Origin of the sequence: Mangrovibacterium marinum, from assembly GCF_003046625.1 — a bacterium.
Taxonomy (GTDB): Bacteria; Bacteroidota; Bacteroidia; order Bacteroidales; family Prolixibacteraceae; genus Mangrovibacterium; species Mangrovibacterium marinum.
Genome location: NZ_QAAD01000002.1, coordinates 204,628 through 222,606 on the forward strand (window position 1 = coordinate 204,628; position 17,979 = coordinate 222,606).

20 protein-coding genes are annotated in these 17,979 nt (G+C 45.4%); 1 reads left to right on the forward strand and 19 read right to left on the reverse strand.

The window, feature by feature from the left end:
- Positions 1-5: 5 nt before the first annotated feature.
- The 18 genes from rplN to C8N47_RS02760 form a co-directional block, all read right to left on the reverse strand.
- Positions 6-371, reverse strand: a complete 366-nt coding sequence (gene rplN, locus C8N47_RS02675) for a 50S ribosomal protein L14 (RefSeq protein WP_107820970.1) — start codon at positions 369-371, stop codon at positions 6-8.
- A gap of 2 nt (positions 372-373) precedes the next feature.
- The gene (gene rpsQ / locus C8N47_RS02680) at positions 374-631 is read right to left on the reverse strand and encodes a 30S ribosomal protein S17 (RefSeq protein ID WP_107820971.1); all 258 of its coding nucleotides are present in this window, start codon (positions 629-631) and stop codon (positions 374-376) included.
- Positions 632-643: 12 nt separating this feature from the next.
- Positions 644-841 carry a 50S ribosomal protein L29 gene (gene rpmC, locus C8N47_RS02685; protein ID WP_107820972.1) on the reverse strand — a complete coding sequence of 66 codons (198 nt, stop codon included), beginning with the start codon at positions 839-841 and terminating at the stop codon, positions 644-646.
- Between the two features lie 2 nt (positions 842-843).
- Positions 844-1,278 (reverse strand): 50S ribosomal protein L16, encoded by a 435-nt coding sequence (gene rplP / locus C8N47_RS02690; protein ID WP_107820973.1) that lies wholly within the window; start codon positions 1,276-1,278, stop codon positions 844-846.
- Between the two features lie 26 nt (positions 1,279-1,304).
- Complete coding sequence (gene rpsC, locus C8N47_RS02695) at positions 1,305-2,021, reverse strand: 30S ribosomal protein S3 (RefSeq protein ID WP_107820974.1); 717 nt, start codon at positions 2,019-2,021, stop codon at positions 1,305-1,307.
- A gap of 10 nt (positions 2,022-2,031) precedes the next feature.
- Positions 2,032-2,445, reverse strand: coding sequence for a 50S ribosomal protein L22 (gene rplV / locus C8N47_RS02700; protein WP_107820975.1), 414 nt, complete (start codon positions 2,443-2,445; stop codon positions 2,032-2,034).
- Positions 2,446-2,482: 37 nt separating this feature from the next.
- Complete coding sequence (rpsS, locus tag C8N47_RS02705) at positions 2,483-2,749, reverse strand: 30S ribosomal protein S19 (protein WP_107820976.1); 267 nt, start codon at positions 2,747-2,749, stop codon at positions 2,483-2,485.
- Between the two features lie 15 nt (positions 2,750-2,764).
- Positions 2,765-3,589 (reverse strand): 50S ribosomal protein L2, encoded by an 825-nt coding sequence (gene rplB / locus C8N47_RS02710; RefSeq protein ID WP_107820977.1) that lies wholly within the window; start codon positions 3,587-3,589, stop codon positions 2,765-2,767.
- A 9-nt stretch (positions 3,590-3,598) separates the two neighbouring features.
- Complete coding sequence (gene rplW, locus C8N47_RS02715; protein ID WP_107820978.1) at positions 3,599-3,889, reverse strand: 50S ribosomal protein L23; 291 nt, start codon at positions 3,887-3,889, stop codon at positions 3,599-3,601.
- A 12-nt stretch (positions 3,890-3,901) separates the two neighbouring features.
- Positions 3,902-4,531 (reverse strand): 50S ribosomal protein L4, encoded by a 630-nt coding sequence (rplD, locus tag C8N47_RS02720; protein WP_107820979.1) that lies wholly within the window; start codon positions 4,529-4,531, stop codon positions 3,902-3,904.
- Positions 4,531-5,148: a 50S ribosomal protein L3 gene (gene rplC, locus C8N47_RS02725; RefSeq protein ID WP_107820980.1), complete on the reverse strand. Its 618-nt coding sequence runs from the start codon at positions 5,146-5,148 to the stop codon at positions 4,531-4,533. The genes rplD and rplC overlap by 1 nt, the downstream gene beginning before the upstream one ends.
- Positions 5,149-5,169: 21 nt before the next feature.
- A complete protein-coding gene (gene rpsJ / locus C8N47_RS02730; protein ID WP_027472457.1) occupies positions 5,170-5,475 on the reverse strand; it encodes a 30S ribosomal protein S10 in 306 nt (101 codons plus the stop codon).
- 21 nt (positions 5,476-5,496) lie between these two features.
- On the reverse strand, positions 5,497-7,605 hold the full coding sequence (fusA, locus tag C8N47_RS02735) for an elongation factor G (protein ID WP_107820981.1): 2,109 nt from the start codon (positions 7,603-7,605) through the stop codon (positions 5,497-5,499).
- Between the two features lie 46 nt (positions 7,606-7,651).
- Positions 7,652-8,128 carry a 30S ribosomal protein S7 gene (rpsG, locus tag C8N47_RS02740; RefSeq protein ID WP_107820982.1) on the reverse strand — a complete coding sequence of 159 codons (477 nt, stop codon included), beginning with the start codon at positions 8,126-8,128 and terminating at the stop codon, positions 7,652-7,654.
- Positions 8,129-8,242: 114 nt separating this feature from the next.
- On the reverse strand, positions 8,243-8,617 hold the full coding sequence (gene rpsL, locus C8N47_RS02745) for a 30S ribosomal protein S12 (protein WP_107820983.1): 375 nt from the start codon (positions 8,615-8,617) through the stop codon (positions 8,243-8,245).
- 204 nt (positions 8,618-8,821) lie between these two features.
- Positions 8,822-10,126, reverse strand: coding sequence for an HlyD family secretion protein (locus C8N47_RS02750; RefSeq protein WP_107820984.1), 1,305 nt, complete (start codon positions 10,124-10,126; stop codon positions 8,822-8,824).
- Between the two features lie 289 nt (positions 10,127-10,415).
- The gene (locus C8N47_RS02755; RefSeq protein WP_107820985.1) at positions 10,416-12,605 is read right to left on the reverse strand and encodes a peptidase domain-containing ABC transporter; all 2,190 of its coding nucleotides are present in this window, start codon (positions 12,603-12,605) and stop codon (positions 10,416-10,418) included.
- A gap of 258 nt (positions 12,606-12,863) precedes the next feature.
- A complete protein-coding gene (locus C8N47_RS02760) occupies positions 12,864-13,886 on the reverse strand; it encodes a 2-hydroxyacid dehydrogenase (protein ID WP_107820986.1) in 1,023 nt (340 codons plus the stop codon).
- Positions 13,887-14,208: 322 nt separating this feature from the next.
- On the opposite strand from C8N47_RS02760, the gene C8N47_RS02765 reads away from it, so the two are divergent.
- Positions 14,209-16,365, forward strand: a complete 2,157-nt coding sequence (locus tag C8N47_RS02765) for an elongation factor G (RefSeq protein WP_107820987.1) — start codon at positions 14,209-14,211, stop codon at positions 16,363-16,365.
- Positions 16,366-16,444: 79 nt separating this feature from the next.
- On the opposite strand, the gene C8N47_RS02770 is transcribed toward C8N47_RS02765, so the two are convergent.
- A complete protein-coding gene (locus C8N47_RS02770; protein WP_107820988.1) occupies positions 16,445-17,734 on the reverse strand; it encodes a T9SS type B sorting domain-containing protein in 1,290 nt (429 codons plus the stop codon).
- Positions 17,735-17,979: the final 245 nt, after the last annotated feature.

Genomic DNA, 17,979 nt, shown 5'->3' on the forward strand with positions numbered 1-17,979 from the left:
ATGCATTAAAGTACTTCTGGTGCAAGTGAGATGATTTTCATGTTTTTCTCACGAATCTCTCTCGCAACAGGTCCGAAAATACGGGTACCGCGCATTTCGCCAGTATTGTTCAACAACACAACAGCGTTGTCGTCGAAACGAATGTAAGAGCCGTCCTGACGACGTACTTCTTTTTTCGTGCGAACAACGATAGCTTTTGACACAGTTCCTTTTTTCATATCACTACTTGGGATAGCGCTTTTTACAGTCACTACCACAACATCGCCCAGAGATGCGTAGCGCTTTCTTGTACCGCCTAATACGCGAATACAAAGCACTTCTTTGGCACCGCTGTTATCGGCTACTGAACATCTTGATTCCTGTTGTATCATGATTACTTAGCTCTTTCAATAATTTCAACTAATCTCCAACGTTTGCTTTTACTCAAAGGACGAGTTTCCATGATTTTCACAGTATCGCCAACGTTGCTGTCTTGTTTTTCATCGTGAGCGTACAATTTTGTCGTTTTGTTAACGAATTTACCGTAGATCGGATGTTTTTCTTTCATCTTAACGGCAACGACGATGGTTTTTTCCATCTTATCGCTAACAACAACCCCGATACGCTCTTTTCTCAGATTTCTTGTTTCCATTAATTACACAAATTAATTTTGTTTTAATTCCCGTTGACTTAACACAGTCTTCAGGCGTGCAATATTTCTCCGGGCAACCTTAATTTTTGTCGGGTTGTCCAGAGGTGATACAGCGTGGTTCATTTTTAGACGTACCAAGGCTTCAGTTTCCAACTGAATTTTCTCGATGATTTCCTTGTCTGTTAACTCTTTAATTTCTGAAGTCTTCATTTTTAGTCTTCTTTTTCAGTTTCAACATAATCACGTCTAACAACGAACTTCGTTCTTACCGGTAATTTTTGAGCGGCCAAACGCAAGGCTTCTTTTGCCATTTCGAATGGAACGCCTTCAGCTTCGATCAGAATGCGACCTGGGCTTACCGGAGCAACGAATGCTTCAGGAGCACCTTTACCTTTACCCATACGTACTTCCGCAGGCTTTTTGGTAATTGGTTTATCGGGGAAAATGCGGATCCAAATTTGACCCTGACGTTGCATGTGGCGAGTTACGGCAACACGGGCAGCTTCAATCTGGCGTCCTGTGATCCAGCACTCATCCAACGTCTTTATTCCAAAAGTACCGAATGCCAATTGGTTCCCGCGTTGTGCGTTCCCTTTCATCCGGCCTTTTTGGACTCTTCTAAATTTTGTTCTTTTCGGCTGTAACATCCTTTTTTAATTAAAAGGTTTTCGTATTATTTTCTTTTCTTTTTGAAGCCGCCGCCTCTGTTACCACGTCCACCAGGAGCGTTAGACTTTTGTCCAACATTTGGAGACAGATCGCGTTTTCCGTAAACTTCGCCTTTACAGATCCAAACTTTAACACCTAACAAACCTGTTTTTGTTAAAGCTTCAACCAAAGCGTAGTCGATGTCAGCACGTAAGGTGTGCAATGGAGTACGACCATCTTTGTACATTTCGGAGCGTGCCATCTCGGCACCGTTCAAACGACCGGAAACCATGATTTTGATTCCTTGTGCTCCCATTCTCATTGTTGAGGCGATTGCCATTTTCACAGCACGACGGTAAGCGATTTTACCTTCAATTTGACGTGCGATATTGTTGGCAACGATACGGGCGTCGAGTTCAGGACGTTTAATTTCAAAGATGTTGATCTGAACTTCTTTGCTGGTGATTTTCTTAAGCTCTTCTTTCAGCTTATCAACCTCCTGACCACCTTTACCGATAATAATACCTGGGCGTGAGGTGTGAACAGTGATGGTAATCAGCTTCAGGGTACGCTCAATAATGATCTTTGAAATACTTGCTTTGGCCAAACGGGCGTTCAGGTATTTACGGATCTTTGTGTCTTCAACCAGCTTATCACCATAATCGTTTCCACCGAACCAGTTGGAATCCCATCCACGGATAATTCCTAAGCGATTTGCGATTGGATTAACTTTTTGTCCCATGTATTACTAATTATGCGTTTTCGGTTTCAATATTCTTACTATCGAGGCGAAGCGTTACGTGGTTGGAACGTTTGCGAATGCGGTGTGCACGGCCTTGAGGGGCCGGACGAAGACGTTTCAATTGACGTCCTGAATCCACATTGATTCCACTTACATATAAATTGCTTTCCTCCAAACGAGATCCTTCGTTTTTAGCCTGCCAGTTTGCAATGGCTGACATTAACAGTTTTTCAACTTTTCGAGAAGCTTCTTTCGACGAAAACTTCAGTACATCAAGAGCGCGGTTTACTTCCATTCCACGTACCATGTCGGCAACAAGGCGCATCTTACGTGGTGAAGTAGGGCAATCTTTCAATACGGCGAAGTATTGGGTCTTTTTGGCCTCTTTAAGTTCGTTTGCTTTATTTCTTTTTCTAGCACCCATCGTAAATTCTTTTAATAGTTAATTCGAAACTAAAGTGTTACCTTTTGTTTCCGCCATGTCCCCTGAATGTTCTTGTAGGTGCAAATTCGCCTAATTTATGGCCAACCATGTTTTCAGTAACATAAACGGGGATAAATTTATTCCCGTTATGCACTGCAATTGTGTGCCCTACAAAGTCAGGAGAGATTACTGATGCTCTGGCCCAAGTCTTAATCACAGACTTTTTTCCTGCTTCATTTTGCGCCAAAACTTTTCTTTCAAGTTTATAAGCGATGAAAGGGCCTTTTTTTAATGAACGACTCATACTCTACTCCTTTAATTATTTCTTGCGTCTTTCTACAATATACTTATTGGAAGCTTTTTTCTTAGCGCGGGTTTTGTAACCTTTTGCTAACAAGCCTTTGCGTGAACGTGGGTGTCCACCTGACTGGCGGCCTTCACCACCACCCATTGGGTGATCAACCGGGTTCATTACAACACCACGAACGCGAGGTCTGCGTCCTAACCAGCGTGAACGACCAGCTTTACCTGAACGTTCGAGGTTATGCTCAGTGTTACCAACAGTACCAACAGTAGCCTTGCAAGAAACAAGTACCATTCTGGATTCGCCGGAAGGTAATTTTACGATAGCGTACTTTCCTTCTCTTGAGGTCAATTGTGCATAAGTTCCTGCACTACGTGCCATCACGCCCCCTTGTCCAGGGTGAAGTTCAATGTTGTGTACTAAAGTACCCAGAGGAATTTCGGAAAGTGGAAGGGCGTTGCCAACTTCAGGAGCAATTCCTGAACCGCTTAAAACAGTTTGTCCTGCTACCAAACCATTTGGAGCAAGCATGTAACGTTTTTCACCGTCGGCATAAACCAACAATGCAATACGAGCCGAACGATTCGGGTCATATTGAATTGAATCAACACGTGCAGGAATACCGTCTTTCTCGCGTTTGAAATCGATCACACGGTATCTCTTCTTGTGCCCACCACCTATATACCTCATTGTCATGCGTCCTTGGTTGTTACGACCGCCGGACTTTTGAACGGGCTTCAACAATGATTTTTCAGGCGTTGATGCAGTAATCGTATCAAAGGCACCGATAATTTTGTGCCGTTGACCCGGAGTAACTGGTTTTAATTTTCTTACTGCCATTTCTATTTATTATATATTACTATAAAAATCAATTGCTTCACCTTCAGCTAATGTCACAACCGCTTTTTTAAACGAGTTTGTGCGACCACTGATAACACCACTTTTTGTATAACGGCTTTTGTTTTTACCGCCATAAACCATGGTATTAACAGCAGCTACATTAACATCATAAAGTGCTTCAACTGCTTTTTTAATTTGTTGCTTATTGGCATCTCTTCTGACGATAAAACCATAACGGTTCAGGCTTTCGCCTTGCGCCGTCATCTTTTCCGTCACTATGGGTTTAATTAAAATATTCATTTTTTATCCCCCTTAAATCTTAAATTGTTCTTCAATCTTACCAACAGAACTCTCCATGAAGATGACCTTTCCGGCGTTCATGATTTGATAAGTAGTTAACTCAGAAGCAGTTACAACAGATACTCCCTCTAAATTTCTGGAGGACAAATATATGTTTTTATTTTGTTCCGGTAAAACGAAAATCAACTTTTTATCATTAATTTTCAGGTTGTTGCTAATTGCTACAATTTCCTTTGTTTTCGGAGCTTCCAGAACAAAGTCTTCCAACACCACGATGTTGCTGCCTTGAGCTTTGTAAGTCAATGCTGATTTACGAGCCAATGCTTTTACTTTCTTGTTCAATTTGAAGTCGTAGTTGCGCGGACGAGGTCCGAATACGCGACCACCACCACGGAACAATGGCGATTTGATGCTACCGGCACGAGCACCACCAGTACCTTTTTGTTTTTTGATCTTTTTGGTACTACCGGCAATTTCACCACGTTCTTTTGCTTTGTGAGTTCCCTGACGTTGCGCTGCCAAAAATTGTTTTACATCCAGGTAGATCGCGTGGTCGTTGGGCTCAACACCGAAGATCGTTTCGTTCAGAACTACTGATCTTCCGGTTTCGTTTCCGGCTGTATTTAATACTTTAACTTCCATTACTGATAAATAATTACGGTTGAACCTTTAGCTCCCGGGATTGAACCTTTAACGATTAACAAGTTAGATTCCGGGATTACTTTCAATACTTTCAGGTTTTGAACTGTTTTGTTAGCGCCACCAGTGCGACCAGCCATACGCATACCTTTGAATACACGTGATGGGTAAGAAGATGCACCAAGAGAACCGGGAGCTCTTAAACGGTTATGCTGACCGTGTGTAGCATCACCCACACCACGGAAGTTGTAACGTTTAACAACACCTTGGAAACCTTTACCTTTTGTAACGCCTGTGATATCCACCCAGCTTTCCGGGTTAATCACATCTACTGTAATGGTGTCACCGAGTTTATACTCGCCGTCAAAGTCACGAAACTCGACTACGTCACGTTTTGGTTCAACGCCGGCTTTTTGAAAGTGGCCGAACTCAGCTTTTGTGGTGTTTTTTTCTTTCTTATCACCAAAGCCTAATTGAACTGCTTCGTAACCATCGGTTTCTGCCGTTTTCACTTGTGTTACAACACAAGGACCGGCTTCGATCACAGTGCATGGAACATTTTTCCCTTCAACACTGAATACGGAAGTCATTCCGATTTTTTTACCGATTAATCCTGTCATTTTTTCTTTTTTTACAGGTTATCAAACTTTAATTTCTACTTCAACGCCACTGGGTAATTCTAATTTCATCAGGGCATCGATTGTTTTTGCTGTTGAGCTGTAGATGTCGATCAAACGTTTGTAAGAAGACAACTGGAATTGTTCGCGTGATTTTTTGTTCACGAATGTAGAACGCAATACTGTGAAAACACGTTTGTGTGTAGGGAGCGGAATAGGTCCGCTCACTACAGCACCAGTAGTTTTTACAGTCTTTACGATCTTTTCAGCTGACTTATCAACTAAGTTGTGATCATACGATTTCAGCTTAATTCTGATCTTTTGACTCATAATGAGATAAATAAAATTATATTACAATAATTCAACTTTTCCTTTCAATTCTTCCAATACCGAAATCGCCAATTGACGAGGTACTTCTTCATAATGTGAGAAGGTCATTGATGAAGTTGCACGACCGGAAGACAATGTTCTCAGGGTAGTAACATATCCGAAGATTTCAGACAGAGGCACCGTTGCTTTAATTACACGGGCACCTGATTTTTCTTCCATACCGGCTACGTTACCACGACGACGGTTCAAGTCACCGATAATGTCCCCCATGTATTCTTCAGGAGTAACGATTTCAGCTTTCATGATCGGCTCAAGCAGTTTAGGACCAGCTTGCGATGCAGCTGATTTGAATGCCTGACGAGCACAAATTTCGAACGACAACTGGTCGGAGTCAACTGCGTGGAATGAACCATCCAACAGTTCAACTTTCAAGCTATCCACTTCGAAACCGGCCAACGGACCGTTTGACAAGGCTGATTCGAAACCTTTTTGTACTGAAGGGATGAATTCGCGAGGAATACGTCCACCAGTTACCGAGTTGATGAAAGTTAAGCCCTCTTTACCTTCGTCGGCAGGACCAACTTTAACGATGATGTCGGCGAATTTACCACGACCACCGGTTTGCTTTTTATAAGTCTCGCGCAGCTGTACTTCCTGGCTGATTGATTCTTTGTAAGCAACCTGAGGTTTACCTTGGTTACATTCAACCTTAAACTCGCGTTTCAAACGGTCGATGATAATTTCGAGGTGAAGCTCACCCATACCGCGAATTACTGTTTGACCAGTTTCTTCGTCCGTATTTACCTTGAAAGTAGGGTCTTCTTCGGCCAATTTAGCCAAACCAATACCCAACTTATCCATATCTTTTTGAGTTTTTGGCTCAACGGCAACACCGATTACCGGTTCCGGGAAGTCCATTGATTCCAGGGCTACCGGGTGATCCAGGTCAGACAAAGTATCACCTGTACGGATATCTTTGAAACCTACCGCAGCACAGATATCACCGGCTTCGATAAGCTCTTTCGGGTTTTGTTTGTTTGAGTGCATCTGGAACAAGCGAGAAATACGCTCTTTTTTACCGGTACGTGAGTTGTAAACTGAATCACCAGCATTCAACACACCTGAGTAAATACGCACAAAACACAAACGACCTACATAAGGGTCAGTTGCAATTTTGAAAGCCAAACCTGCCAAAGGCTCATTAACATCGGCATTACGGATAATATCCTCACCTGTTTTAATGTCGGTACCTTTAATTTGACCTTTGTCAAGCGGGCTAGGCAAGAACTCACAAACAGCATCCAACAAACGTTGAACACCTTTGTTTTTAAATGCCGAACCACACATCATCGGAACGATCAATCCTTCGATTGTTGCTTTGCGGATAACCGGGATCAAATCTTCAGCAGTAATTGAATCCGGATCTTCAAAGAAACGTTCCATCAAGCCTTCGTCCAATACGGCAACTTCTTCAATTAAGTTTGCGCGGTATTCGGCAGCTTGTTCTGCTAAATCAGCAGGAATATCTTGTACTTCGAATGTAGAACCGTGGTCACCCTGATCGGTATAAACGATTGCTTTGTTTTCCAACAAGTCAATCACCCCTAAGAATGCTTCTTCAGCACCAATAGGAATTTGAACAGGAACCGGGTTTGCACCCAATTTATCTTTCACTTGTGATACAACATCGAAGAAATCGGCACCTGAACGGTCCATTTTGTTCACGAAACCGATACGGGGAACGCCATACTTTTCAGCCTGACGCCATACTGTTTCCGATTGAGCTTCCACTCCACCAACAGCACAGAACAAGGCAACAGCACCATCCAGGATACGCAATGAACGCTCAACCTCTACGGTAAAGTCAACGTGTCCCGGAGTATCGATGATGTTAATTTGGTGTTGCACGTCCTCATACTTCCAGAAAGTAGTTGTCGCAGCAGAAGTAATGGTAATACCACGTTCCTGCTCTTGCTCCATCCAGTCCATGGTAGCAGCACCGTCATGCACCTCACCAATACGGTGAGTCAAACCTGTATAAAACAGAATCCGCTCGGTCGTTGTTGTCTTACCGGCATCGATGTGAGCCATGATACCGATATTCCTTACATATTTTAGATCTCTAGCCATGATTACTATTTCTAATCTTGATTATTATTAATTATTCCGCCCGCTATTAGAAACGGAAGTGAGCGAATGCACGGTTTGCTTCGGCCATACGGTGGGTTTCTTCTTTTTTCTTGTAAGCACCACCTTCTTCGTTGTACGCGGCTTGAATTTCAGCAGCCAATTTATCAGCCATTGATTTGCCTGAGCGTTTACGTGCGAATAAAATCAAGTTTTTGATTGAAATTGAAACTTTACGTTCCGGACGGATTTCCATAGGAACCTGGAAAGTAGCACCACCTACACGGCGGCTTTTCACTTCGACGGCTGGAGTTACATTCTCCAAGGCTTTTTTCCACACATCAAGTGGAGCAACTTCGTCGTTCTTCATACGGTTTTCAACGATCGTCAAGGCATCGTAGAAGATTCCGTAAGCGATCGATTTTTTACCATCGATCATCAAGTCGTTTACAAAACGTGTTACAAGAACGTCGTTAAATTTTGGATCAGGAAGAGTGATCCGCTTCTTTGGTTTTGCTTTTCTCATTGCAATTTTTTCTAGTGTTATTCGAATTGGTTGTGACTAAAATTGAGCTTCAATTCCCTCAGCCTCTGCTGAGATCATTTACTCAACCAAACCACTAAAACTCTACTCTATGTCTTATTTCTTCGGACGTTTCGCTCCGTATTTAGAACGACGCTGTGTACGGTTAGCCACACCGGCTGTATCCAATGCACCGCGAATCAAGTGATAACGTACCCCTGGTAAGTCTTTCACACGACCACCACGTACTAATACAATAGAGTGCTCCTGAAGGTTATGACCTTCACCCGGAATGTAAGCATTCACTTCTTTTCCGTTTGTCAAACGAACACGAGCTACTTTACGCATTGCCGAGTTCGGTTTTTTAGGAGTTGTAGTGTACACACGCACACATACGCCCCTTCTCTGCGGGCAAGAATCCAATGCAGGAGATTTACTCTTTACTACATTTGATTGTCTCCCCTTTCTAACTAACTGCTGAATTGTAGGCATACAACTATTTAATTTATAATTATAAGTTTCATTTTTAATCAACTATAAACGCATTGATCTGCTGATAAATACGAATACAGCCCTAGTCGGTTTTGGATAGAACACTCCAAAAACGGTTGGCAAAAGTACTAATTTTCAACAAAGAACAATAGCTTTTGCGTCTGTTTTTTAATATTTTTTCGAAAAATTTGATTGAAAATCAGACTAGTCCGAAACTTTGGACTTCAACAAGGATTTTATCGGGTTGAAAAAGCGCTGAATCAATCGCAGGTCATCGGTAATAATTTCGGCATCGCCCTTCATTTCCTGACTAAACACCAACGGAATGTGGTAGTTGGTCTCCAGGTTTTGCGGCAGTTCAACTTCAGCAATGTAATTATCGTTGGAAGGCACCAGCGAGATTGATTTCACCGAAGCCTTCACCATACCATATTCCATATACGGGAAATTGTCGAAACGAATATTCACACACTGCCCCTGCTTCACCTTGCCAGCACCACGCAGGGGCAGGTGAACACGGCCTATAATTTTACTCTCGTGAAAAGGAACAACCGTAAAAACAACCTCATCGGCCTTCACCTGCTGGTTCTTACTCCAGTAGTTGGTAAAAGTCACTTTACCATCAATCGGTGTTTCCAGCACGAAGGTCTTAAACCAGTAATCCAGGCGACTTTTTAAGATATTGTACGATTCAATCATCTCGCTTTGAAGCTTCAACTTTTGATCTTCGTACTCTTTTTGCGCGCCAACCACTTCCTGTTCCAGCTCAATGATCTCTTTCTGCGTTTCGGCCAAGTCGGTTCGCGACTCGTTAAAACTAAATTTCTTCTGCAACATGGCCGACTCGGAGTTTTTGTACTCCACCAGCGACAGCACATCCTTTTTAAACAAGGACGAATCGCGCCGAAATTGCTCCATGGCGATATGATACTCATTCTCGAGAATCTGCCGCTGACTCCACAAGCGGTCGTAATAAATACGCTGCATGTGCACCTGCTGCCCGAGCGACTTCACCTTTTGCGGATAAAAGCCCAGGCGAATAAAACTGATGTAATTATTATACAGCCGCAAAAACGATGAATAATCGGACTGAATATCTCCCAGCCGGTAATCAGCTGTCAGTACCTTATAATATAGGGTATCGAACGAGATCAAAAAACGGTCAACATCGCTCAGGCTTTGTTGCAGTAAGACCACATCGTCGTAATTAGCGGCATTTTCCAAAATTGCAATTACATCGCCGCGCTGCACCGTGTCTTTGTCCGCCACCAGCAGATGATCGATCCGCCCCGTGGTACGCGCCACGATATGTGCCGGCGGATTTTCGGTATAAACCGTCACCCGGGCACTAATAATATCGGGATAATGAAACAGCCAACTTCCCAACAGCAACAACACCACGAAGATCAGCAAAGCCGTTTGACCGCTTCGCAATAACCAAGAGGGCGATTTCCCGATGATCTCCTGCACCTCTTCACTACGATTAATATGACCTTCTCTTTGTGGCATGTTTTTTTTTCTTTAGACGCTGATTGTTATGATTTCATCTGCGTCAATCGTAAAAATCATACAAATCCGCGTCTCATCCTATAATTTCTTTCAACTTAGACGCTGATTTCGCTGATGATTCATGATCGTTATGATTTCATCCGCGTCAATCTTAAAAATCATATCAATCTGCGTCTAACTCTATATTTTCTTTCAACTTTGACGCCAATTCCGCTGATGGCTTATGATCGTTATGATTTCATCTGCGTTCATCTTCATAAATCTGCGTCTCAAACCTTAACTCGCCATTTTAACTTCCCAGCTCCAACTGGTTCTTCACCAAGTTATAATAAGCACCGCGCTTAGCGGTTAGTTCTTCATGCGTGCCCAGCTCCACGATTTCGCCGCGCTCAATCACCACAATCTGGTCGGCATTTTTCACCGTGCTCAGGCGGTGGGCAACAACAATAACCGTTTTCCCCTGGTAAACCTGATTCAGATTCTCCATGATTACCTTCTCATTATTGGCATCCAGAGCATTGGTTGCTTCATCGAAGAAAAGGTAGTCCGGATTCTTATAAATCACCCGGGCAATCAGGATCCGCTGCTTTTGCCCCTGGCTGAGGCCATGGCCATCCTGACCAATCTTCGTATTAAAACCTAACGGTAAGCCTTCAATTAAATCCATAAGATTAGCCATTTTAGCCGCAAACAACAAACGCTCCTTATCGAGCCGCTCAACCCCCACAGCGATGTTCGACACAATCGTGTCCGAAAAGATAAAACCATCCTGCATAACGGCGCCCACCTTGGTTCGCCACCATTGCTGCGAGAAATTCTGAAGGTCGGTTTCGCCCACCCGAATCTTCCCGCTTGCCGGTGGATAAAAGCCCAGCAGCAGCTTCACCAGCGTCGTCTTTCCGCTACCACTGGTTCCGACAATAGCCGTAATCTTCTTTTCCGGAATCGTCAGGTTGATATCTTTCAGCACCTTGGGCGAATGTGGCCCTTCATACTGAAACACCAGATTTTCGATATACAGGCTTCTATCCAAAGGCATGGTGTTCAGTAGCGGTTTATCCTTATCCCCTTCCTCTTTCTTATTATGAATTTCACCTAAACGCTCCAGCGATATCTTCGCCTCCTGCGCCAGGTGCATAAAGTTGATGAGCTCACTCAGCGGGCTATTCATCTGACCAATGATAAACTGTACCGCCAGCATCATCCCCAGGGTCATTTCGCCATTCAACACAGCCATTGCCGCCACAACGGTGATCAGGATATTTTTGGTTTGGTTGACAAATACCGATCCCGCCTGCTGATATTGGTCGACCGAGAGATTCTGCACGCTCACGCGAAACAGGCGAGCCTGAATACGCTCCCATTCCCAGCGCTTTTGTTTTTCGTAGTTGTTCAGTTTAATTTCCTGCATCCCGGTAATCAACTGAATCAACATACTTTGATTATCCGATCGATGCGAAAACTTCTTATAATCCAGCTCGCGGCGTTTTCGCATGAACAACCACACCCAAACCACATACACAGCCGATCCAACCAGAAAGATCAACAGGATGGTCGAACTGTAAATGGCCAAAACAACGGCAAAAACCGACAAGCTAACCACCGAGAACAACACGCCCAGCGTTTGGGTGGTGAGGAATCGTTCGATGCGCCGGTGATCCTGAATGCGCTGCATGAGGTCGCCAATCATTTTGGTGTCGAAAAAACCAATGGGCAGCTTCATCAGCTTAATCAGGAAGTCGGATATGATGGAAATATTAATTCGCGTTGAAATATGCAGCAGGATCCAGGAGCGAATAAACTCGATGGAGGTTTGACCGACAAAAAGCACCATCTGCGCAACCAACACCAGATAGATAAAATTCAGATCCTGGTTATTGATCCCCACGTCAACCAAACTTTGAGTCAGGAAGGGGAAAATGAGCTGAATCAGGCTGGCAGCAACAAAGCCAATGAACAACTGCCCCATCAACCGGCGGTGAGGCCGCAGGTAGCGAAACAGGAACGAGAACCCACCCTTAGGCGGCTTCTCATCTTCGCGCTCGTAAAAGGCCGGCGTAGGTTGCAACATCAGGCAAATCCCTTTGCTCACGCCCTCCTTGGCCGTAGCCAGCCAGTGCTGCTTAAACTCGGCATCGGTATATTTGACCAAGCCAAAGGCCGGATCGGCCACCTCCATTTTGCCTTTGCGGGCCTCGTACAGCACCACAAAGTGATTCTGATCCCAATGCACCACACAGGGCTTGGGTACATCGTTCACCAACTGCTCGAACGATACTTTGGTCCCCATTGAACGCATGCCGATGGCTTCGGCCGCATCGCTGATTCCCAACAGGGAAACCCCTTCGCGCGAAATATGAGATTGATCCCGAAGGTAATCCAGGGGAATGCTTTTGCCGTAGAATTTAGCAATCATGCGCAGGCAAGTGGGCCCGCAGTCCATGGCATCCGGTTGTTTAAAATGAGGAAATCGGGACATACATACACAGTTGATGCAATAAATATAGGATGAAAACGGCCCGCCACAACAAGCTCCCGATACAATTTATCCACAACAAGCCGTTAATAGCTTCCCCAAAAACTCAGTTTTGGATTGAGTAGACGCGGATTGTTTAAATACGAAACGCAGATTCTTCTGATTGCTTATGATCATGGCGGATTCTTGAATCCTGATTTTGATAGAAAATCATAAACAATCAGCGCTATCTGCGTCCATTTACATCTGCGTCTACTAATATTATTCAGAATAGACCACCTCGTTCACCAGCTCCTTACCTGCAAAATAGTCGGTAATATTATCGAGTGTGACGCCCGCAATATTCATTAACGCCTCGCGGGTAAAAAAGGCCTGATGCGACGTGATAATCACATTATTAAAGGTGAGTAGCCGCGCCAGAGTATCGTCGAACAACACGCGGTCGGACAAATCCTCGAAGAAATATTCACTCTCCTCTTCGTACACATCCAAGCCGGCAGCACCCACCTGGCCCGATTTCAGTCCATCAATCAGATCCGAAGTACGGATCAGCTTCCCCCTGCCGGTATTGACAACCATCACGCCTTGTTTCATCATCGCAATGGCATCCTTATCAATCAGCCATTTGGTTTCGCGGGTGAGCGGGCAGTTCAGCGAAATCACATCCGACTGCCGCAACAGCGAGTCCAGATCAACATATTTACACCCCACCGAACGGGCAAATTTGTCATCAGGATAGGGATCGTAAGCCAACACCTGCATATCGAAACCTTTAAGGATTTTCACCAACGCTTTCCCGATTTTTCCGGTTCCGATCACGCCGGCCGTTTTTCCCTGCATGGTAAAGCCCATCAATCCGTTCAGGGTAAAGTTGGCATCGCGGGTTCGGAAATAAGCCCGGTGAATCTTGCGGTTCAGTGTCATCATCAAGGCCACCGTATGTTCGGCAATGGCATTGGGCGAATAAGCCGGCACCCGCACAATGCGCAATTTCCCGCTTGCATATTTCAGGTCGACGTTGTTAAAGCCCGAGCAGCGCAAAGCAACCAGCTTCACCCCAAAATCAGCCAACTGATCAATCACACTGGCCGAAATAATATCGTTCACAAACACCACCACAACATCGGCATCCTTGGCCAGAATGCAGTTATCGGGCGTGATGTGGTATTGAAAATACTTTATGCGGTAACCGTAGTTTTCATTCAGCTGATTAAACACTTCCCGGTCGTAGGGCTTCGTATCGAAAAAGGCGATTAGGGGTTGTTTTTTTTCTTCTGTCGTCATGCGTCAATATCAATTTTGATGTAAGCCTTAAAAACAGCCTGCAAGCCTGAAAAGTTCGGAGCTATGGCATAAACGACCAGCAAAAACAGCAAAAGCTATCACCCGAAACCAACAGCAAGACAAAGCACAACAGTACAGGCGTTTTATTTACTGAAAGCAATCGACTTAAGCAAATAAAGCCGCCATTTTCAACAGCATTTCAATAACATATTTTAACGCCTGCGAAGTTGACTAATGTTAAGATATTATTATTAAATTTGAGATCAACCAAACAATTCCAAACCAGAACAAAACGTGTTTCAAACCAATAAAATCAGCAATTATGAAAGTATATAAGACTGATGAAATCCGGAACATTGCGCTAATCGGCAATGCCGGCACCGGGAAAACCACCCTTGCAGAGGCCATGCTGCTTGAGGGTGGAGTAATTAACCGCCGAGGCGAAGTAACGGCCGGTAATACGGTATCGGACTATCAGCCCATTGAGCAGGACTATGGCAACTCCGTGTTTTCCACCGTGCTTCATGCTGAATACAACAACAAAAAAATCAACATCATCGACACACCGGGAATGGATGATTTCCGAGGTGCTGTAATTAGCGCCCTCCACGTTGTGGGCAGCGCTGTTATTGTCATCAACAGCCCCCAGGGCATGGAATCGGGCACCGAATCGGCCTACCGAATCACGGCCAATGCACACAAACCCGTAATTTTCCTTTTCAACCACCTGGACCACGAAAACGCGCATTACGAGCAAACCCTGGAACAAGCCAAGGCACTCTACGGCAATAAAGTCACCCCGGTGCAATACCCGGTGAATGCCGGCCCGGGCTTCAACACCATCATCGATGTGCTGACGATGAAACAATACAAATACCCCCTCGACGGCGGCCAACCCGAAATAAGCGACATCCCCGAAAGTGAAAAAGAACGCGCCGACGAACTACATAACGAATTAGTGGAGATGGCTGCTGAAAACGACGAAGGGCTAATGGAGCTTTACTTCGAGAAAGGCAGCCTGACCGAAGACGAAATGCGCCAGGGCATCAAACTGGGCATGATTGAACGCAGCCTGTTCCCCGTGTTTTGCGCCGGTGCAAAACAAGCTGTCGGCGTAAGCCGCCTGATGGAGTTCATCACCAACATCACCCCCTCGCCGGCCGAAGCCGTGGAAGTACCCGAAATTAACGGTAAACACCCCAAGGTCGATCCTTCCGAGTCGCCCTCACTCTTTGTTTTTAAAACAACCATCGAGCAACACGTGGGCGAAATCACCTTCTTCAAGGTCATGAGCGGAACCGTAAAAGAAGGACAGGACCTGATCAACTCGAAATCGGACAACAAAGAACGCGTCTCGCAAATCTTTGTCAATGCCGGCAAAAACCGCACCAAGGTTCCCGAGATGATTGCCGGCGACATTGGCTCAACGGTCAAACTCCGCGAAACCAAAGTGAACCACACCCTGAGCGAAAAGGTAGCACATTACCAGTTTAAGCCCATCGAATTTCCCCCATCGCGGCACACCGTTGCGCTTTATGCCGTAAACGAGGCCGACGAAGAAAAAATTGGCGAAATGTTTGCCAAGATGCACGACGAAGACCCCACTTTTGTGGTTGAGTACTCCAAAGAGCTGAAGCAAATGCTGGTACATTGTCAGGGCGAATATCACCAAAACGCCCTGCACTGGTACTATAAAAATGTTTTCAAAATTGATGTCGAGTTTAAGGCCCCGAAAATCCCCTACCGCGAAACAATTACCAAATCGGCGCAGGCCGACTACCGCCACAAGAAACAATCGGGCGGTGCCGGACAATTCGGCGAAGTACACCTGGTGATAGAGCCTTACGAAGAAGGCAGCGAGCCGCGCAACTCCTTCAAGATGGGCGACAAGGAACAGAAGCTTTCGGTTCGCGACACCCAGGAACACCCCCTGCCATGGGGCGGCAAACTGATCTTCCACAACTGTATTGTTGGCGGATCGATTGATGCCCGCTTTATGCCGGCCATCCTCAAAGGCATCATGGAAAAAATGGAAGAAGGCCCGCTCACCGGCTCGTATGCCCGCGATATTCGGGTTTACGTTTACGACGGCAAGATGCACCCGGTGGACAGCAACGAGATTTCGTTTAAGCTGGCAGGCCGCAATGCCTTTTCGATGGCCTTTAAACAAGCAGGGCCCAAAATTCTCGAGCCCATCTACAACCTCGAAGTGATGGTTCCGAGCGAACGCATGGGTGACGTGATGAGTGACCTGCAGGGACGCCGGGCCCTAATTATGGGCATGGGCAGCGAAAAAGGCTACGAGAAAATCGAAGCCCGTGTACCATTGAAGGAGATGTACAAATATGCCACTTCCCTAAGTTCAGTCACCCAGGGACGGGGCCGTTTCAACATCAGCTTTAATGGCTACGAAAAGGTACCGCAAGAAGTGCAAGATGAACTTCTGCATTCGTACGCTGCCGAAATGATTGAAGAATAGTACTGTTTATTACAATTTCACAAACGCAAAAGGCCCGGGTCGAAAGAGCCGGGCTTTTCTATGCTGCTTTCAGCAATAACTACTTTGAACGGAAAAGATGAAAGAACCCGGACTTATGCCACTTCCGGTCGTCGCGCCCTCTTCCTTCCACCACATAATAATAAACGCCGGGGCTTGCCATCCGCCCACCAATGCGACCATCCCAGGCCAGCTCCTCGCCATCACTATTAAAGGTTCCCAAATTGTTGCGGCTAACGCCATACACGCGTTTTCCCCACCGATTGAAAATCTTAATGTCGATACTTTTCATGGAACTGAAATATACCTTAAACTTATCGTTGGTGCCATCGCCATTTGGGGTGAAAAAGTTCGGCGCATCAATATACGAAGTATCTACCTTGATGTAATAATCCAGGTAGAGTGTATCGTGACAGACTAACTCTCCGGACTGCTTCGTCGCCACCATTTTCACCTTGTACTCACCCGAATTTTCGTAGGTATAAATTGGATTTACATCCAGCGCAACATCCATGATACTATCGGCTACGCTCCCCTCCGATGCTGCCTCAGCCCGAATTTCGGCAATATCGCGAAAGAAAAACCACTCATACTCGTCGGCATTCTGCGACTGGTTACTAAAGCTCACCTCCAGCGGAGCTTCACCACTTTCGGGACTGGCTGTAAAATCAGCTTTGGGCACAACCGACTCGTAATAAACGCTGGTTGTTGCCGAACAGCCCAAATCATCGTAAACGGTCAGCTCATAGGTTGTATTCGAACTTGGCGGGTAGTAAATTGTCGGGCTCAACAGCGTACTCAACGCCTCCGATCCACTCTCCCAGCGAGCCTGCACAATCTTCTGCACCGGAAAATCCGTCCCTGCGCCTGCCAAATCGGTATATTCCAAAACCGCCTGATCGGTAATCTCCCCGGTAATCCGGAAATAATCACAAGTTACTTCCGAAATCTCGGCGCTCAGCACATACCAGCTATTCAACACCCAAGCGGTGTAAGTCTCCGTCTGCCCTCCGGCGGTGACCTTCACCCGGTAGCAGCCATCCTCCAACCCGGGAGCCGTTGATGCCACAACTGCCGACTGGTCAAATTCAGCTCGCGCTTCAAACAAACCGGTCTGCGAATTATATTGAAACCACTCGAAGTCGGCCGTTTCGCCCGTTGAAAATTGTGCAGTCAAACTCCCCGAAGGCACTCCCTGTTGTCCACAAAAAATGTAAATCAGATACTGATCGCCCGAAGGATAATTGGTCATTGTTTGACCGCTGGCTGTGATGGTGGTGATTTGCGCACTGCACTCAGCCACGTAGCCGATGAATAAAAACACAATAAAAACTGAAAATAAATGCTTCATCTGCAACAGAATCAGGTTTTGTTTTTGGAATTACACAATATTAACGCATAAAATTCATTTATCTTTTGCGCCAGACTTATTTTTATTGCCGAAATTTGTGTTTTCGTCTGTTGTTGAAAACTATGCCGGTGCGAAACAATGAATCCCGGAAATAGGTTTTACTTTTGAGCCCCGGAGCGCACTTCACCCCACACACGCGTGCCGGCTCCGGATGATATAAAACGAACGATATTCGCGATAAGAAC

Bases quoted from the DNA above. Each gene is read 5' to 3' on its own strand.
- rplN (WP_107820970.1), bottom strand. From the start codon at position 371: ATGATACAACAGGAATCAAGATGTTCAGTAGCCGATAACAGCGGTGCC.
- rpsQ (WP_107820971.1), bottom strand. From the start codon at position 631: ATGGAAACAAGAAATCTGAGAAAAGAGCGTATCGGGGTTGTTGTTAGC.
- rpmC (WP_107820972.1), bottom strand. From the start codon at position 841: ATGAAGACTTCAGAAATTAAAGAGTTAACAGACAAGGAAATCATCGAG.
- rplP (WP_107820973.1), bottom strand. From the start codon at position 1,278: ATGTTACAGCCGAAAAGAACAAAATTTAGAAGAGTCCAAAAAGGCCGG.
- rpsC (WP_107820974.1), bottom strand. From the start codon at position 2,021: ATGGGACAAAAAGTTAATCCAATCGCAAATCGCTTAGGAATTATCCGT.
- rplV (WP_107820975.1), bottom strand. From the start codon at position 2,445: ATGGGTGCTAGAAAAAGAAATAAAGCAAACGAACTTAAAGAGGCCAAA.
- rpsS (WP_107820976.1), bottom strand. From the start codon at position 2,749: ATGAGTCGTTCATTAAAAAAAGGCCCTTTCATCGCTTATAAACTTGAA.
- rplB (WP_107820977.1), bottom strand. From the start codon at position 3,589: ATGGCAGTAAGAAAATTAAAACCAGTTACTCCGGGTCAACGGCACAAA.
- rplW (WP_107820978.1), bottom strand. From the start codon at position 3,889: ATGAATATTTTAATTAAACCCATAGTGACGGAAAAGATGACGGCGCAA.
- rplD (WP_107820979.1), bottom strand. From the start codon at position 4,531: ATGGAAGTTAAAGTATTAAATACAGCCGGAAACGAAACCGGAAGATCA.
- rplC (WP_107820980.1), bottom strand. From the start codon at position 5,148: ATGACAGGATTAATCGGTAAAAAAATCGGAATGACTTCCGTATTCAGT.
- rpsJ (WP_027472457.1), bottom strand. From the start codon at position 5,475: ATGAGTCAAAAGATCAGAATTAAGCTGAAATCGTATGATCACAACTTA.
- fusA (WP_107820981.1), bottom strand. From the start codon at position 7,605: ATGGCTAGAGATCTAAAATATGTAAGGAATATCGGTATCATGGCTCAC.
- rpsG (WP_107820982.1), bottom strand. From the start codon at position 8,128: ATGAGAAAAGCAAAACCAAAGAAGCGGATCACTCTTCCTGATCCAAAA.
- rpsL (WP_107820983.1), bottom strand. From the start codon at position 8,617: ATGCCTACAATTCAGCAGTTAGTTAGAAAGGGGAGACAATCAAATGTA.
- C8N47_RS02750 (WP_107820984.1), bottom strand. From the start codon at position 10,126: ATGCCACAAAGAGAAGGTCATATTAATCGTAGTGAAGAGGTGCAGGAG.
- C8N47_RS02755 (WP_107820985.1), bottom strand. From the start codon at position 12,605: ATGTCCCGATTTCCTCATTTTAAACAACCGGATGCCATGGACTGCGGG.
- C8N47_RS02760 (WP_107820986.1), bottom strand. From the start codon at position 13,886: ATGACGACAGAAGAAAAAAAACAACCCCTAATCGCCTTTTTCGATACG.
- C8N47_RS02765 (WP_107820987.1), top strand. From the start codon at position 14,209: ATGAAAGTATATAAGACTGATGAAATCCGGAACATTGCGCTAATCGGC.
- C8N47_RS02770 (WP_107820988.1), bottom strand. From the start codon at position 17,734: ATGAAGCATTTATTTTCAGTTTTTATTGTGTTTTTATTCATCGGCTAC.